Source organism: Streptomyces sp. NPDC048436, from assembly GCF_043200355.1.
Lineage (GTDB): Bacteria > Actinomycetota > Actinomycetes > Streptomycetales > Streptomycetaceae > Streptomyces.
In genome coordinates this window covers 124,035-138,554 of record NZ_JBICXP010000010.1, presented here as the reverse complement: position 1 = coordinate 138,554, position 14,520 = coordinate 124,035, and the positions used below count along the sequence as shown (strand labels likewise).

Genomic DNA, 14,520 nt, shown 5'->3' with positions numbered 1-14,520 from the left:
GCTCACAGCCCGTGGCCGAGGTCGGCCGCCAGCCGCTTCACCAGGTCGTAGGCGGCGTCCGGGATGACCGTGCCGGGCGGGAAGACGGCGGCGGCGCCCATCTCCAGGAGCGTCGGCACGTCCTGCGGCGGGATCACACCGCCCACGACGATCATGATGTCCTCGCGGCCCTCGGCGGCGAGCTCAGCGCGCAGCGCCGGTACGAGGGTCAGGTGCCCCGCGGCAAGCGACGAGACGCCCACGATGTGCACGTCCGCCTCGACCGCCTGACGTGCCACCTCCGCCGGGGTCTGGAAGAGCGGGCCGACGTCCACGTCGAAGCCGAGGTCGGCGAAGGCGGTCGCGATGACCTTCTGGCCGCGGTCGTGGCCGTCCTGGCCCATCTTGGCGACCAGGATGCGCGGCCGGCGCCCCTCGGCCTCCTCGAAGGACGAGACGAGCGTGCGGGTGCGCTCCACGGACGGCGAGGAGCCTGCTTCGGTGCGGTACACACCGGAGATCGTACGGATCTGCCCCGCGTGCCGCCCGTACGAGGTCTCCAGGGCGTCGGAGATCTCACCGACCGTCGCCTTCGCGCGCGCCGCGTCGACCGCGAGCGCCAGGAGGTTGCCCTCAAGGCCCGGACCGGGGTCTCGTCCGGCCGCCGCCGTCAGCGCGCGCAGCGCGTCCTGGCAGGCCGCTTCGTCGCGCTCCTCGCGCAGCCGGCGCAGCTTGGCGATCTGCTGCGTGCGCACCGAGGAGTTGTCGACGGCTCGGACGTCGATCTGCTCGTCGGTCTCCACGCGGTACTTGTTGACGCCGATCACGGGCTGGCGCCCGGAGTCGATGCGGGCCTGCGTGCGGGCCGCGGCCTCCTCGACGCGCAGCTTCGGGATGCCCGCGTCGATGGCCTGCGCCATGCCGCCCGCAGCCTCGACCTCCTCGATGTGCTGCCAGGCGCGGCGCGCGAGGTCGTGCGTCAGCTTCTCGACGTACGCGCTGCCGCCCCATGGGTCGATGGACCGCGTGGTGCCCGACTCCTGCTGGATGAGCAGCTGGGTGTTGCGGGCGATGCGGGCGGAGAAGTCGGTGGGCAGGGCGAGCGCCTCGTCGAGGGCGTTCGTGTGCAGCGACTGGGTGTGGCCCTGCGTCGCCGCCATCGCCTCGACACACGTACGCGTGACGTTGTTGAAGACGTCCTGCGCGGTCAGAGACCAGCCCGAGGTCTGCGAATGGGTGCGCAGGGAGAGCGACTTGGCGTTCTTCGGGTCGAACTGCTTGACCAGCTTCGCCCAAAGGAGGCGCGCGGCGCGGAGCTTGGCGACCTCCATGAAGAAGTTCATGCCGATCGCCCAGAAGAAGGAGAGCCGGGGCGCGAACGCGTCGACGTCCAGGCCCGCTTCCTGACCGGCCCGCAGATACTCCACGCCGTCGGCGAGGGTGTAGGCGAGCTCCAAGTCGGCCGTCGCGCCCGCCTCTTGGATGTGGTAGCCGGAGATCGAGATGGAGTTGTAGCGCGGCATCTTCTGCGAGGTGTACGCGAAGATGTCAGAGATGATCCGCATCGAGGGCTTGGGCGGATAGATGTAGGTGTTGCGGACCATGAACTCTTTGAGGATGTCGTTCTGGATGGTCCCGGCCAGCTTCTCGGGCGGTACGCCCTGCTCCTCGGCGGCCACGATGTACAGCGCGAGTACGGGGAGCACGGCGCCGTTCATCGTCATCGACACCGTCATCTTGTCCAGCGGGATGCCGTCGAAGAGCTGACGCATGTCGTAGATCGAGTCGATCGCGACGCCCGCCATGCCGACGTCGCCCGTCACCCGGGGGTGGTCACTGTCGTAACCGCGGTGCGTCGGCAGGTCGAAGGCGACCGAGAGGCCCTTCTGTCCTGCCGCGAGGTTGCGGCGGTAGAAGGCGTTGGACTCCTCGGCGGTGGAGAACCCCGCGTACTGCCGGATCGTCCAGGGCTGGTTGACGTACATCGTCGGGTAGGGGCCGCGCAGATAGGGCGCGACACCGGGGTACGTCTCCAGGAAGTCGAGGCCTTCGAGGTCGGCGCCCGTGTAGAGCGGCTTGACCGCGATGCCTTCGGGCGTCTCCCACAGGAGGTCGTCGTCGGCCTTGCCGGTGGACTCCTTGACGGCGCTGCGCCACTGGTCCTTGGAGACGTCGGCGGCGGCGGCCGACGTCAGGTCGACACCGGTGAAGTCGGGGATCGCCATTACGCCACTCCCATGTGGTCGAGGGTGGAGGAGAGCACGGACACGGCGTCGCAGCCGGCGAAGACGTACGCGTCCACATCGGGGCGCTCGGCGGGACGTCCCGCCAGGAACACCCGCCCCGCGCCGGCCGACTTGAGCGCCTTGGCGACCTCGTCGGCCTGCTCTTCGTAGAGCGCGTCGCTGGAGCAGAGGCACGCCACCGTGGCGCCGCTGGTCTTGAACGCCTCGGCGGCCGTCGTCGCGTCCACCGTCGCGGGGTCGTGTACGGCTTCGATGCCGCCCGCCTGGAAGAGGTTGGAGGCGAAGGAGGCCCGCGCGGTGTGCGCGGCGGCGGGGCCGAGCGCGGCGAGGAACACGCGGGGGCGCGCCCCCGTCGAGGCGAGGTGCGCGTCCGAGCGGGAGCGCAGGATCTCGTAGGCCTCGTCGCGGCGGACGCGCGGCAGGCCGCCCGGCGCCTGGACGGGCGGGGCCTCGCGCTCCACCGGACGCTCCGTCAGATTCGGGAACTCGCTGACACCGGTGATGGGTTCACGGCGCTTGGCGAGCTTCTCGCTCCGCTTGGCCCAAGTAGCGGCGAGGCGTTCGCCGATCAGACCGGAGCGCAGGGCCGCGGCCTGGCCGCCCGCGCGCTCGATCTCCTGGAAGAACTCCCAGCCCGCGTGGGCGAGTTCATCCGTGAGCCGCTCCACGTACCAGGAGCCGCCCGCCGGGTCGATCACGCGGGCGAGGTGCGACTCCTCAAGGAGGATCGTCGAGGTGTTGCGGGCGATGCGGCGCGCGAACGCGTCCGGCAGGCCCAGCGAGTGGTCGAAGGGCAGGACGGTGACGGAGTCCGCGCCACCGACGCCCGCGCCGAGGCAGGCCACCGTCGTCCGCAGCATGTTCACCCACGGATCACGGCGCGACATCATCACCGGCGAGGTCACGGCGTGCTGACGCTGCGCCCCCGCGTCCGGAGCGCCGCAGACCTCGGCCACGCGGGCCCAGAGCCGCCGCGCGGCCCGCAGCTTCGCGATGGTCAGAAACTGGTCGGCGGTTGCCGCGTACCGGAACTCCAGCTGAGCGCAGGCCGCTTCGACGTCAAGCCCCGCATCGGTCAGCTCGCGCAGGTAGGCGACCGCCGTGGCGAGGGAGGCGCCGAGCTCCTGCGCCGCCGAGCCGCCCGCCTCGTGGTACGGCAGGGCGTCGACGGCGAGGGCGCGCAGACCGGGATACTCCTGGCCGCACAGGCGGGCGAGTTCGACCGCGGCGGCAGGGTCGAGCCGCTCGCCGGTGCGGGCCTCGTGGCCGATGGGATCCGCGCCGAGGGTTCCGCGCGCCGCGTCCTTGGGGACGCCCCGCTCCTCGTACAGCCGGAACAACGCGCGTGCGGCGGGCTCGAATTCGCCGCCCGCGTCGAGGGCGACGGGCGCGAGGTCGAGATAGACGCCTTCGAGGGCCCGGGCGAGACCGGAGACCGGGAGCGCGCCCGGACCGACACCGAGCCACAGCGAGGTGACGCCGTTCTCCAGGTCGGCGAGCACCGTCTCGTTCGTGCGCGCGGGATCCGCCGTCGCGTGCCGCTGCCGTACGTCCCAGCCGGACGGGGCAGTGCCCGCTACGGTGCCGCCCCTGACAAAGGGGGCGAAACCCGGATAACCGGCGTCGGGCGCGGCGTCTCGGGCGGTGTACAGGGGGCGGGTGCTGAGCCCGTCCTCGAGTGCGGTGGACAGCGCTTCCTCGGCGGCCGGCCCCGATACGTCCTTACCCGATTTGCGCAGCACGCCTTCCACCAGGCGCTGCCACTGCTCATGGGTCGCATCAGGGAACTCGGCGGCCAGGGAAAGCCCGTCGTCAGGCAGGACCGTCATGGGCATGATGCTAGGGCGGAACCCGTGGCACCGGGTGCCGTATAGGGCTGTGACCTTGACCTCTTCCGCGCTCTCTTGATCTCAAACGAGCGGACGGCTACGGCCGCGGCGGATGTCGACTGATGCCGGTGGATGACGGTCACCGCAGGCAGAGGGCCCGCGCGCCGTCAGCATCGTGTCAGCGTCGGCCGGGCCGCCGTCAACGTCGTGTCATGGAGGGTCGGCCGCACCCGGCGCCGGGCATAGCGTCACCACGTGCCCCCGGGTTCCCGCCCGGCCCAGGGGGCGACCGTTCACGGAAGCAGGATCCTCAAGGAGGCACCCCCATGACAGAGCTCCAGTACGGCGAAGACCCCGAGCCTTCTGAACCCGGCCCGGCCGGACCGCTCTTCGTCCCCGTCCGGCCGGGACCCGCGGGCTGCGTCGCCCGCCTGTTCCGCACGCCGCTCGGCGGCCGTACCGCCGTCGCCTTCACCACACCCCGGTGCCTGTACGCGGCCCTCGGCGCCCGGCAGGCATGGATCAGGCTCTCGGAACCGGCCCTGCGCGCGCTCACCGAGCCGCTCGGCGTCACCGCGGTCACCGTCGACCCGCGGCTCGCCGCCCACCCCGTCGGCGCACCCGAGCGGCCCACCCCCGCCTGGCGCGAAGTGTCCCCGCGGGCGGCGTCGGCCGGTGCCCTGACCACCCGGATCGGCTAAGGACGAGGCGAAGGGAGAACCCGCCATGACCACCGTGCACGCTCCGGTCACCCCGGACGCCACCGCCGACGACGACCTGTCCGTCTGGCCCGCGTCCACCGCGCGCCTCACCCACGGGGACCTCGCCATCGGTGGCGTACCGCTCACCGAGATCGCCGAACGCTTCGGCACCCCCGCCTATCTCATCGACGAAGGCGACGTACGCACCCGCTGCCGCACCTACCTGCACGCCTTCCCGGACGCCGAAATCCACTACGCCGCCAAGGCGTTCCTGTGCCGCGCGATGGCGCACTGGGTGGCCGATGAGGGCCTCGGCCTCGACGTCTGTTCCGCCGGGGAACTGGAACTCGCCGTCACCACGGGCTTCCCCGCCGAGCGCGTCATCCTGCACGGCAACGCCAAGAGCCCGCACGACCTCGAGGCCGCGCTGCGGCTCGGCGTGGGGCGCATCGTCATCGACAGCGCATCGGAGATCGCCCGGCTTGCCGCGGCCGTCGCGCCGGGCAGCCGCCAGAAGGTGATGGTCCGGGTGGTGCCGGGCATCGCGGCCGGCGGCCACGCCAAGATCCGCACCGGCACCGACGACCAGAAGTTCGGCCTGTCGATCACCGACGGTTCCGCGCAGCACGCCATCGCCCGCATCATCGGCCAGAGAGGCCTCGAACTGACCGGCCTGCACTGCCACTTGGGCTCACAGATCACCACCGACAAACCGTTCCTCGCCGCCGTACGCCGACTGGTCGGCCTGATGGCCCGCGTCAAGGACCAGCACGGCCTCACCCTCCCCGAACTGGACCTCGGCGGCGGCCACGGCATCGCCTACCGCCCCGGCGAGAAGGCCCTCGACATCACGGCGCTCGCCCGCAAGGTGCGCGCCGAACTGACCGAGAGCTGCGCGGCGGCCGGGATCACCGTGCCCAAGCTGCTCATCGAACCGGGGCGCGCCATCGTGGGCCCCGCAGGAGTGGCCCTCTACCGCGTCCTCGCCGTCAAGCGCACCGGCGGACGCACCTTCGTCGCCGTGGACGGCGGGATGAGCGACAACCCGCGGCCCGCGCTGTACGGCGTGCGGTACGTGCCGCGGCTCATCGGCCGCCACTCCACGGCTTCCGCCGCGCCGGTGACCGTGGTGGGGCGCCACTGCGAGGCGGGCGACGTGCTCGCGTCCGGCGTCGAACTCCCCGGCGACATAAGGCCGGGAGACATCCTGGGCGTGCCGGTGGCCGGTGCCTACCACCTCTCCATGGCTTCCGGCTACAACCTCGTCGGGCGCCCACCCGTGGTCGCCGTCGCCGACGGGCACGCGCGGCTCCTGGTGCGGCGCGAGTCCCTTGAGGACTTCCGCAGCAGGGATGTCGGCCTGTAGCGAGCGCCCCGCCAGGAGCGTCAGGATCCGAGATCAGGATCCGAGATAGCGCAGGACGGCGAGCACGCGGCGGCTGTAGCCGGTCGTGCCGGTCAGCTCCAGCTTGTCGAAGATGGCGTTGATGTATTTCTCCACGGCGCTCTGCGACACGTACAACTGCCCGGCGATCGCCGCGTTGGTGTGCCCCTGCGCCATCTTGCCGAGCACCTCGCGCTCCCTGGCCGTCAGCCGCTGGAGCGGGTCGGTGTGACTGCTGAGCGTCAGCAACTGCCGTACGACCTCCGGGTCGAAGGCGGTCTGACCCGACGCGACCCGCTCCAAGGCGTCCAGGAACTCGTCGACTTGGACCACCCGGTCCTTGAGCAGATAGCCGACGCCCTCGGTCGCGGTGGTCAACAGCTCGGTGGCGTAACGCCGTTCGACGTACTGCGACAGCACGAGCACGCTCGTCTGCGGCCACTCCTTACGGATCTCCAGTGCGGCGCGCAGCCCTTCGTCCGTGTGCGTCGGCGGCATGCGTACGTCGATCACGGCGGCGTCCGGCGGATCCTCGGCCACGGCGTCGAGCAGCGCCCGCGCGTCGCCCACCGAGGCCGTGACCGTGTGCCCCTCGTCCGCGAGGAGCCGGGCGAGGCCCTCCCGCAGCAGGGTCGAGTCGTCGGCGAGCATTACGCGCATGGCAGCTCCGCGGTGATGAGAGTGGGCCCTCCGGCGGGGCTGGCCACGGTGAGGGTGCCGTCCAGGGCGGCGACGCGCCGGGCGAGCCCGAGCAGACCGCCGCCGGACGGGTCGGCGCCGCCCCGTCCGTCGTCCTCGACCCGCAAGTGCAGCACGGCACCTCGCTGCTCGGCGTGGACGGTGACGAGGGTGGCGCCGGAGTGCTTGACCGCGTTCGTCACGGCCTCGGCGGCGACGAAGTACGCCACGGCCTGCGCGGTCGGGGGAGGCGTCTCGTGCAGCGCGCAGTCGAGCCGCACGGGGATCGCCGCACGCTCGGCGACCGTGGCCAGGGCGGCGGCGAGTCCGCCCTCGTCGAGCGCCGCGGGGTAGACGCGCCAGGCGACGTCACGCAGTTCGACAAGGGCCCGCTGGGACTCCTCGTGCGCCTGGGCGAGGAGCCGCGCCGATTTCTCAGGATCGGAGGCGCGGCGGGCCCTGCCGAGGAGCATGCCGAGAGCCACGATCCGCTGCTGGACGCCGTCGTGCAGATCGCGTTCGATGCGGCGCCGCTCGTCGTGCACGGCCTCGACGACTCCGGCGCGGCTCGCGACGAGTTCGCCGATCCTGCGCTCCATGAGCTGCCCGTCGTCCGGGCCGAGAAAGCGGCGCGCGTGCCGCTCGTCCGCGAGCGCGACGCCGTACGTCCCCTGCACGCAGAGGTAGAGCAGGAAGAGACCGCCGACCGAGGAGAGCAGCAGGGTTCCCGGAGCGCGGACGTCGGTGAGGAACCACCCCCACACGGCGAGCGAGGCATAACCGGCCCCGATGAGCGCGCAGGCCAGGACGACACCACCGAGCAGCCCTACCGTCCAGCGAGAGGAGATGTAGTTGACCGCGGGCAGGCCGGTGGGCGCCGCCGCGAGGTCCGTGCCGAAGAAGGCGGCCATGCGGCGCCGCTCCATCTCGGCGAGCCGTCGGGCCCCGGCCACCACGCGGGCCTCGGCGCCGCGCCCGGTGCGCCGCCCGAGCGTGGCGAGCAGCCACACCCCCGCCACCAGGGCGAAGGCCAGCTCGACGACCGCGGTGAGCGCGCCGACGAGGACGCCGACCGTCACCCTGAGCCAGCGCTTGATGTGCGTACGCATGATCGGTCACGCTAGCCGAGTCGCGCACACGTACGGACTGCGGAAAACCACAAAGCTGCCTGCGGTCCACCGCACCAAGGCTCTGTGGCCGCCCTCATACCGCCGCGCGCGGGATGTTCGTAGCGTCGAGTGCATGATCCTGACTGCCGCGTACGAATCCGCCGCTGCCGCGAACGAAGCCCCCACCGGCGGCATCGCGGGCTGGGCCGCCGACCTCATGGACTCGTTCGGCGCCGTCGGCGCGGGCGTGGCCATCGCCCTGGAGAACCTGTTTCCGCCGCTGCCCAGCGAGGTGATCCTGCCGCTCGCCGGATTCGCAGCGAGCCAGGGCTCGTTCGGCCTCGTCGCGGCCTTGCTCTGGACCACGGCGGGCTCGGTGATCGGCGCGCTCGCCCTCTACGCGGTCGGCGCGCTGCTCGGCCGGGACCGCACCGTGGCCATCGCCGCCCGGCTGCCGCTGGTGAAGGTCTCCGACATCCAGCGCACGGAGGAGTGGTTCACGCGGCACGGCACCAAAGCGGTCTTCTTCGGCCGGATGATTCCGATCTTCCGCAGCATGATCTCGATTCCGGCGGGCGTCGAGCGGATGCGGCTGCCCGTCTTCCTCGCCCTGACGACCGCGGGCAGCTTCATCTGGAACGCCGTCTTCATCCTGATCGGCCACGCGCTGGGTGCCCGCTGGCACCAGGTCACCGATCTGGTCGGCCTGTACTCCAAGGGCGTCCTCGCTGCCGCCGCGCTCGCCGTGCTGGCCTTCGTGGCGGTGCGGGTGCGCAGGTCGGGCAAGGGGGAGCACCGATCGTCGCGCCGGGACTGAACCTCCCGCGTGCTAGCGTCGACTGTCCTGACTGAAATTTCAGTCAGGACAGTCAGGGGTGGGCAGTGCAGTCAGGAAGCGCAGCTTGCCGAGAGTGGGAGTCACGACATGATCCGCCGCCCGAACCGCCGGACGCTGCTGAGGACTGGAGCGGCCGCCGTGCTGGCCGGAGCCGGCCTGAGCGCCTGCGTGCCCGGCGGCGACAACGCGTCCGGCGAGCGGAAACCGAGAGATCAGCGGCGCCGCATGCCCGCGGAGACGCGGGAGCATGTCCGTACGTTCATGGCCTGGCCGCCGCTGGACTCCGTATGGGGAAAGTGGGCCAAGGACGTCCAGGGCGACATCACGGGCATCGCCCGCGCGATCGCGGAGTTCGAACCCGTGGTGCTGCTCGCGGCGCCGACGGAGGCCGAGGCGGCCCGGCGGGCGTGCGGTTCAGGGGTGGAGGTGATCCCCGTGCCGGTGGACGACCTGTGGATGCGCGACACCGGCCCGACCTTCGTCCTCGGCGCGAACGGCCCGCAGGGCGTCGACTTCCACTTCAACGGCTGGGGCGGCAAGCAGGAGCACACGCGTGACGCACGGGTCGCCCGCGCCGTCCTCGACTTCGCCGACGTGCCCCGCGTCGACGCGCCCCTGACCGCCGAAGGCGGCTCACTGGAGGTCGACGGTCACGGAACCCTGCTGGTCACCGAGAGCTCCCTCGTCAACGACAACCGCAACCCCGGCCGCTCCCGGGACGAGATCGAGGAAGCGCTGAAGGACCTGCTCGGCGCCACGAAGGTGATCTGGTTCAAGGGCGTCCGCGGCAAGGACATCACCGACTACCACGTCGACTCCCTCGCACGCTTCGCCGAGGACGGCGTCGTCCTGCTCAGCCGCCCGCCGAAGGACGCCGCGCCGGACGTGTGGATCCGCGCCTACGACCAGGCACGCGGCGTCCTGGAGTCGTCCACCGATGCCCGTGGCCGGAAGATCGAGATCGTCGACCTGCCGGAACCCGACCCGGCCGAGCTGGGCAGCCGAGGCCACGATTTCCTCGGCTGCTACGCCAACTTCTCGTTCGCGGACGGCGCCGTGATCATGCCGCGCTTCGGCGACCGCAAAGCGGACCGGAACGCGGCGGCGATCGTCCGAGCGGCCTACCCGGGGCGGAAGGTGGTCCAGCTGGAGATCAACGACGTCGCCGAGGGCGGGGGCGGCATCCACTGCGCCACGCAGCACCAGCCGAAGGCCTGACCCCCGCCCCGCCCCCCTCGCCCACTCCTCGACAGGCGGCTAGAGAATCGCGCCCGGCGTGTACGCCGCGGCCTCGGGGTGCTCCTTGAGCACCGCCTCGATCTGCGCGATCACGGCGGCGACCTGGTCACCGGCCGCGCCCGTGAACGACAGCTTGTCGGCCATGAGTTCGTCCAGCTGAGCGCGGTCCAGCGGAATGCGCGAGTCGGCGGCGAGCTTGTCCAGGAGTTCGTTGCGCTCGGCGCCCTGCTCGCGCATGGCGAGCGCGGAGGCGACGGCGTTCTCCTTGATGGCCTCGTGGGCCTCCTCGCGGCCGACGCCCGCCCGCACCGAGGCCATCAGGACCTTGGTCGTGGCGAGGAAGGGGAGGTAGCGGTCCAGCTCGCGCGCGACGACGGCGGGGAAGGCGCCGAACTCGTCGAGGACCGTCAGGAACGTCTCCAGAAGCCCGTCGAGCGCGAAGAACGCGTCGGGCAGGGCGACACGGCGTACGACGGAGCAGGAGACGTCGCCCTCGTTCCACTGGTCGCCCGCCAGCTCACCGGTCATCGACGCGTAGCCACGCAGGATGACGGTGAGGCCGTTCACGCGCTCGCAGGAGCGGGTGTTCATCTTGTGCGGCATCGCGGACGAGCCGACCTGGCCCGCCTTGAAGCCCTCGGTGACGAGCTCGTGCCCTGCCATCAGACGGATGGTCTTGGCCAGCGAGGAAGGCCCGCCGGCGAGCTGCACGAGCGCCGTGACGACCTCGTAGTCCAAGGAGCGCGGGTAGACCTGGCCGACCGAGGTGAAGGCGCGGTCGAAGCCGAGGTGCCCGGCGATGCGCTGCTCGAGGTCGGTGAGCTTCTCGGCGTCGCCGCCAAGGAGGTCGAGCATGTCCTGCGCGGTGCCGACGGGGCCCTTGATGCCGCGCAGCGGGTAGCGGCGCAGCAGGTCCTCGACGCGGCGGTAGGCGACGAGCAGCTCGTCGGCGGTGGTCGCGAACCGCTTGCCCAGCGTCGTCGCCTGCGCGGCGACGTTGTGCGAGCGCCCTGCGAGGACCAGTTCGGCGTACTCACCCGACAGCTTCCCGAGCCGCGCGAGCACCGCCACGGTGCGGTCGCGCACCAGCTCCAGGGAGAGCCGGACCTGCAGCTGCTCCACGTTCTCGGTCAGGTCACGGGACGTCATGCCCTTGTGGACCTGCTCGTGCCCGGCGAGCGCGTTGAACTCCTCGATGCGGGCCTTCACGTCGTGGCGCGTGACCTTCTCGCGCTCGGCGATCGAGGCGAGGTCGACGTCGTCGATGACGCGCTCGTAGTCGGCGATGGCGGCGTCCGGCACCTCGATCCCCAGGTCCTTCTGCGCCCGCAGCACGGCGAGCCAGAGCTGACGCTCCAGCTTCACCTTCTGCTCGGGCGACCAGAGCGTGGCGAGCTCGGCGGAGGCGTAACGCCCGGCGAGGACGTTCGGGATACGGGGCTTTGCAGGCGCGGAAGTCACGTGTACGGATTCTACTGGGCATTCATGCAGGCCAGCGCCACGGGCTGATTTGTCGGAAGCTACGAGAGCGGGGCGGGGGTGTGGCCTGCGTGGGAGCGCGCGGCCCTCCCTGGGATGGCGCGGCCGTGGGGGCGGCGGCCACCGGGGCGGCCTGCCTCCGCCGTCCGGCGGGAGCAGGGTGGGGTCAGTCGAGCGGGCCCTCGTACGGCAGCAGATCAGGCCGCTTGGCCGGGCGGCCGTCGCCGGAGGAGCGGCCCGTGAGGCGGCGGCCGATCCACGGGACGAGGTGCTGCCTGGCGAAGCGGATGTCGCCGACGCGGCGTGCCGCCCAGTTCGGCGGGGGTGTGGCCGGGAGCAGGGACCGCCAGTCGTCCTCGGGCGCGTAGCCGAGGGTCTGCCACACCGCCTCGGCGACCCTGCGGTGGCCCTCGGCCGTCAGGTGCAGCCGGTCCACGTCCCACAGGCGCTGGTCGCCGAGCACGGCCGATCCGTACAGGTCCACGACCGCCGCGCCATGCCGCGCCGCCAAGTCGTCGACGTACACGAAGAGTTCCTCCATGCGCGGACGGAAACGCTCCATCACGGGACCGTTCCTGCCCGGGCTGCGCATCAGGACCAGCTGCTTGCACGCCGGGGCGAGGCGTTCGACGGCCTCCTCCAGGAGAGCCCGCACGCGGGGCATGTCGCACTTGGGCCGCAGCGTGTCGTTGAGGCCGCCCACCAGCGTGATCACGTCGGGCTGCATCGCCGCCGCGACGTCCACCTGCTCGGCCACGATCTGCCCGATGAGCTTTCCGCGCACCGCGAGGTTCGCGTACCGGAATCCGGGGGAAGCGGCAGCCATCCGACCGGCGAGCAGGTCGGCCCAGCCGCGGTAGCTGCCGTCGGGCAGCCGGTCCGACATGCCCTCGGTGAAGGAGTCGCCGACCGCGACAAGACTGGTGTAATTGGCATTCATCTGCATGGCGGGAGCGATCGTACAGGGAGTTCCCGCCCTTCCCCGCTGCGCGGGCGGCCACCCTCGCGGGGGCGAGTCACTCGTCCGCTTCCGGGTCCTGACCGGCGTCGCGCCGGGTGGCGGCCACCGAGGCCACCGAGGCCGCCCAGGCCGCCGACCGGACGAGCGCCGCGGTAGCCGTCGAGCGGGACTGCTGGGGCCAGGCGATGGCGAGGATCGCGGGGGGTGCGTCGTGGACCGGGCGGTAGGCGACGCCCGGGCGTGGATAGCGGGCGGCGACGGAGGCGGGCAGCACGGGGACGACGCCGCCCAGTCCGACGAGCGTGAGCAGTTGGGCGAGGTCACTGCTCTCGCGGCGGGTCTCGTCGATGTACTGCTGGAGGTCGTCGGGGCGCAGGCCCAGGTCGGCGAGGGATACGCGGTCCCGGGCGGCGAGCGGGTGGGCGGTGGCGAGCGCCGCGACGCGCGGTTCGGCGGTCAGCGTCTCGGTGTCCAGGCCGGTGCGGTCGAACGGCTCGTGGACCAGGGCCGCGTCCGCCTCGCCCCGGCGCAGGAGCCGCGGCTGTTCCTGCCAGCCGCACAACCTGACGGCGACGGGCACAGCGGCCGGTTCCGTGGCGAAGCGCGCCAGGATCGGTTCGAGGAGCCCCGCGTCCCCGTCGGCCTTGACGGCGAGGATCAGCTTCGTCTCCGGTGCGGCGGCGCGCTGGGCCCGTCGGCCGGCGGCTTGCAGGGCGTCCAGGGCGATCCTGGCCTCGGCCAGGAGTACCGTCCCGGCCGGGGTCAGGGCCACCCTGTGGGTGGTCCGCTCGAAGAGGGTGACGTCCATCTCCGTCTCCAGTTGCCGGATGGCGCGGGACAGGGGCGGCGGGGAGATGCCGAGGCGCTCGGCGGCGCGGGCGAAGTTGAGTTCTTCGGCTACGGCGACGAAGTAGCGCAGGGGGCGGGATTCCATCCTCTCCCTCCTTTCCAGCGGGGGCGGCCGGTATTGCCCTGAGGGTAACAAGAGGGAGCGGCTCGGACCTTCAGTTCGGGCGCGCGAGGCAGCAGGCTCGACCGCATCCGATGAAGAGATCAAGAGATGCAAGAGACGCAAGAGACGCAAGAGATCAAGCATCAAGCGTTCCCCCTGGAGTTTTCATGATCGTCGTCACCGCCCCGACCGGCCAGATAGGCCGGAAGGTCCTCGACCACCTCCTCGACGCCCATCCCCACGCCCCGAAGGGAGCCGCGCCGGTCCGCGTGATCGTCCGCGACCCCGCCCGGCTCCCCGCGGCGGTGCGCGAACGCGTCGAGGTCGTACGGGGTTCGCACGCCGACCCGGCCGTCCTCAAGGAGGCGTGCGCCGGCGCCGACCGCCTGTTCTGGCTGGTGCCCCCTGCGCCCGCGGCGGACAGCGTCGAGGGCCACTTCCGTGACTTCACCGAGCCCCTGCGGGAGGAGATCGGACGCGGGGCCATCGAGCGGGTCGTGAACGTGTCGTCCCTGGGACGCGGCGTGGCGAAGAACGCCGGGCAGGTATCGGCGTCGCTGTCCATGGACGAGGCCATCGAGGCCACCGGCGTGCACTACCGGGCGCTCTGCCCGCCGTTCCTCATGGAGAACCTGCTGGGCCAGGCCGGGTCCATCCGTGACGCGGGTGTCTTCTACCTGGCGCTTGCCGAAGACCGCGTACTGCGCACCTGCGCCACGGGTGACATCGCAGCCACCGCGGCCCGGCTGCTCCTGGACGGCTCCTGGACCGGGCAGGGCGACGTCCCGCTGGTCGGGCCCGACGCGCTGACCCCCGAGGGGATGGCGGGGGTCATCTCCGAGGTCCTCGGCCGTACGGTGCGCTTCCGGCGGACCAGCAGCATGGAGTACAAGGCGACGGCGCTGCGCTTCGGGGCGAGCGAGGCGAGTGCGCAGGGTCTCGCCGACATGACGAACGCGATGAACGCCCAGGGCTTCTACGGCGCCGCCGCGCCGAGCACCCCCGAGACCGCGCCCGCCGGCTTCCGCCAGTGGTGCGAGGAGGTGCTCCGGCCGGCCGTCCTGGGCTAGGGCCGCCCAGGCGCCCCTCGCCCGTGCCCCCGATCGCAATCGCCCATGCCCCCGC

General features: G+C 71.9%; 12 protein-coding genes. 5 read left to right on the top strand and 7 right to left on the bottom strand.

Annotated features, from left to right (window positions below; genetic code table 11):
* Window positions 1–2: 2 nt before the first annotated feature.
* The gene (gene scpA / locus ACGFX9_RS29745; RefSeq protein ID WP_393479133.1) at window positions 3–2,204 is read right to left on the bottom strand and encodes a methylmalonyl-CoA mutase; all 2,202 of its coding nucleotides are present in this window, start codon (window positions 2,202–2,204) and stop codon (window positions 3–5) included.
* The gene (mutA, locus tag ACGFX9_RS29740; RefSeq protein ID WP_393479127.1) at window positions 2,204–4,054 is read right to left on the bottom strand and encodes a methylmalonyl-CoA mutase small subunit; all 1,851 of its coding nucleotides are present in this window, start codon (window positions 4,052–4,054) and stop codon (window positions 2,204–2,206) included. The genes scpA and mutA overlap by 1 nt, the downstream gene beginning before the upstream one ends.
* A gap of 326 nt (window positions 4,055–4,380) precedes the next feature.
* Here mutA and ACGFX9_RS29735 point away from each other — a divergent pair, with 326 nt between their 5' ends.
* Window positions 4,381–4,755, top strand: a complete 375-nt coding sequence (locus ACGFX9_RS29735; protein WP_393479122.1) for an SAV_915 family protein — start codon at window positions 4,381–4,383, stop codon at window positions 4,753–4,755.
* A 25-nt stretch (window positions 4,756–4,780) separates the two neighbouring features.
* Window positions 4,781–6,121: a diaminopimelate decarboxylase gene (gene lysA, locus ACGFX9_RS29730; protein WP_393479117.1), complete on the top strand. Its 1,341-nt coding sequence runs from the start codon at window positions 4,781–4,783 to the stop codon at window positions 6,119–6,121.
* Window positions 6,122–6,154: 33 nt separating this feature from the next.
* On the opposite strand, the gene ACGFX9_RS29725 is transcribed toward lysA, so the two are convergent.
* Both ACGFX9_RS29725 and ACGFX9_RS29720 read right to left on the bottom strand, forming a co-directional pair.
* The gene (locus ACGFX9_RS29725; protein ID WP_393479615.1) at window positions 6,155–6,790 is read right to left on the bottom strand and encodes a response regulator; all 636 of its coding nucleotides are present in this window, start codon (window positions 6,788–6,790) and stop codon (window positions 6,155–6,157) included.
* Window positions 6,790–7,926 (bottom strand): sensor histidine kinase, encoded by a 1,137-nt coding sequence (locus ACGFX9_RS29720; protein ID WP_393479112.1) that lies wholly within the window; start codon window positions 7,924–7,926, stop codon window positions 6,790–6,792. The genes ACGFX9_RS29725 and ACGFX9_RS29720 overlap by 1 nt, the downstream gene beginning before the upstream one ends.
* Window positions 7,927–8,059: 133 nt before the next feature.
* Between ACGFX9_RS29720 and ACGFX9_RS29715 the strand changes: the two genes are divergently transcribed.
* Together ACGFX9_RS29715 and ACGFX9_RS29710 are read left to right on the top strand one after the other, a co-directional pair.
* The gene (locus tag ACGFX9_RS29715) at window positions 8,060–8,743 is read left to right on the top strand and encodes a DedA family protein (RefSeq protein WP_393479107.1); all 684 of its coding nucleotides are present in this window, start codon (window positions 8,060–8,062) and stop codon (window positions 8,741–8,743) included.
* A gap of 108 nt (window positions 8,744–8,851) precedes the next feature.
* Complete coding sequence (locus ACGFX9_RS29710; RefSeq protein WP_393479102.1) at window positions 8,852–9,982, top strand: agmatine deiminase family protein; 1,131 nt, start codon at window positions 8,852–8,854, stop codon at window positions 9,980–9,982.
* A gap of 39 nt (window positions 9,983–10,021) precedes the next feature.
* Here ACGFX9_RS29710 and purB read toward each other — a convergent pair whose 3' ends face one another.
* The 3 genes from purB to ACGFX9_RS29695 form a co-directional block, all read right to left on the bottom strand.
* Complete coding sequence (gene purB, locus ACGFX9_RS29705; protein ID WP_393479099.1) at window positions 10,022–11,464, bottom strand: adenylosuccinate lyase; 1,443 nt, start codon at window positions 11,462–11,464, stop codon at window positions 10,022–10,024.
* A 184-nt stretch (window positions 11,465–11,648) separates the two neighbouring features.
* Window positions 11,649–12,428 carry an SGNH/GDSL hydrolase family protein gene (locus ACGFX9_RS29700; RefSeq protein ID WP_393479095.1) on the bottom strand — a complete coding sequence of 260 codons (780 nt, stop codon included), beginning with the start codon at window positions 12,426–12,428 and terminating at the stop codon, window positions 11,649–11,651.
* Between the two features lie 70 nt (window positions 12,429–12,498).
* Window positions 12,499–13,377: a LysR family transcriptional regulator gene (locus ACGFX9_RS29695; protein WP_393479092.1), complete on the bottom strand. Its 879-nt coding sequence runs from the start codon at window positions 13,375–13,377 to the stop codon at window positions 12,499–12,501.
* A 185-nt stretch (window positions 13,378–13,562) separates the two neighbouring features.
* Between ACGFX9_RS29695 and ACGFX9_RS29690 the strand changes: the two genes are divergently transcribed.
* The gene (locus tag ACGFX9_RS29690; RefSeq protein WP_393479088.1) at window positions 13,563–14,465 is read left to right on the top strand and encodes an NAD(P)H-binding protein; all 903 of its coding nucleotides are present in this window, start codon (window positions 13,563–13,565) and stop codon (window positions 14,463–14,465) included.
* The last annotated feature ends 55 nt before the right edge of the window (window positions 14,466–14,520 follow it).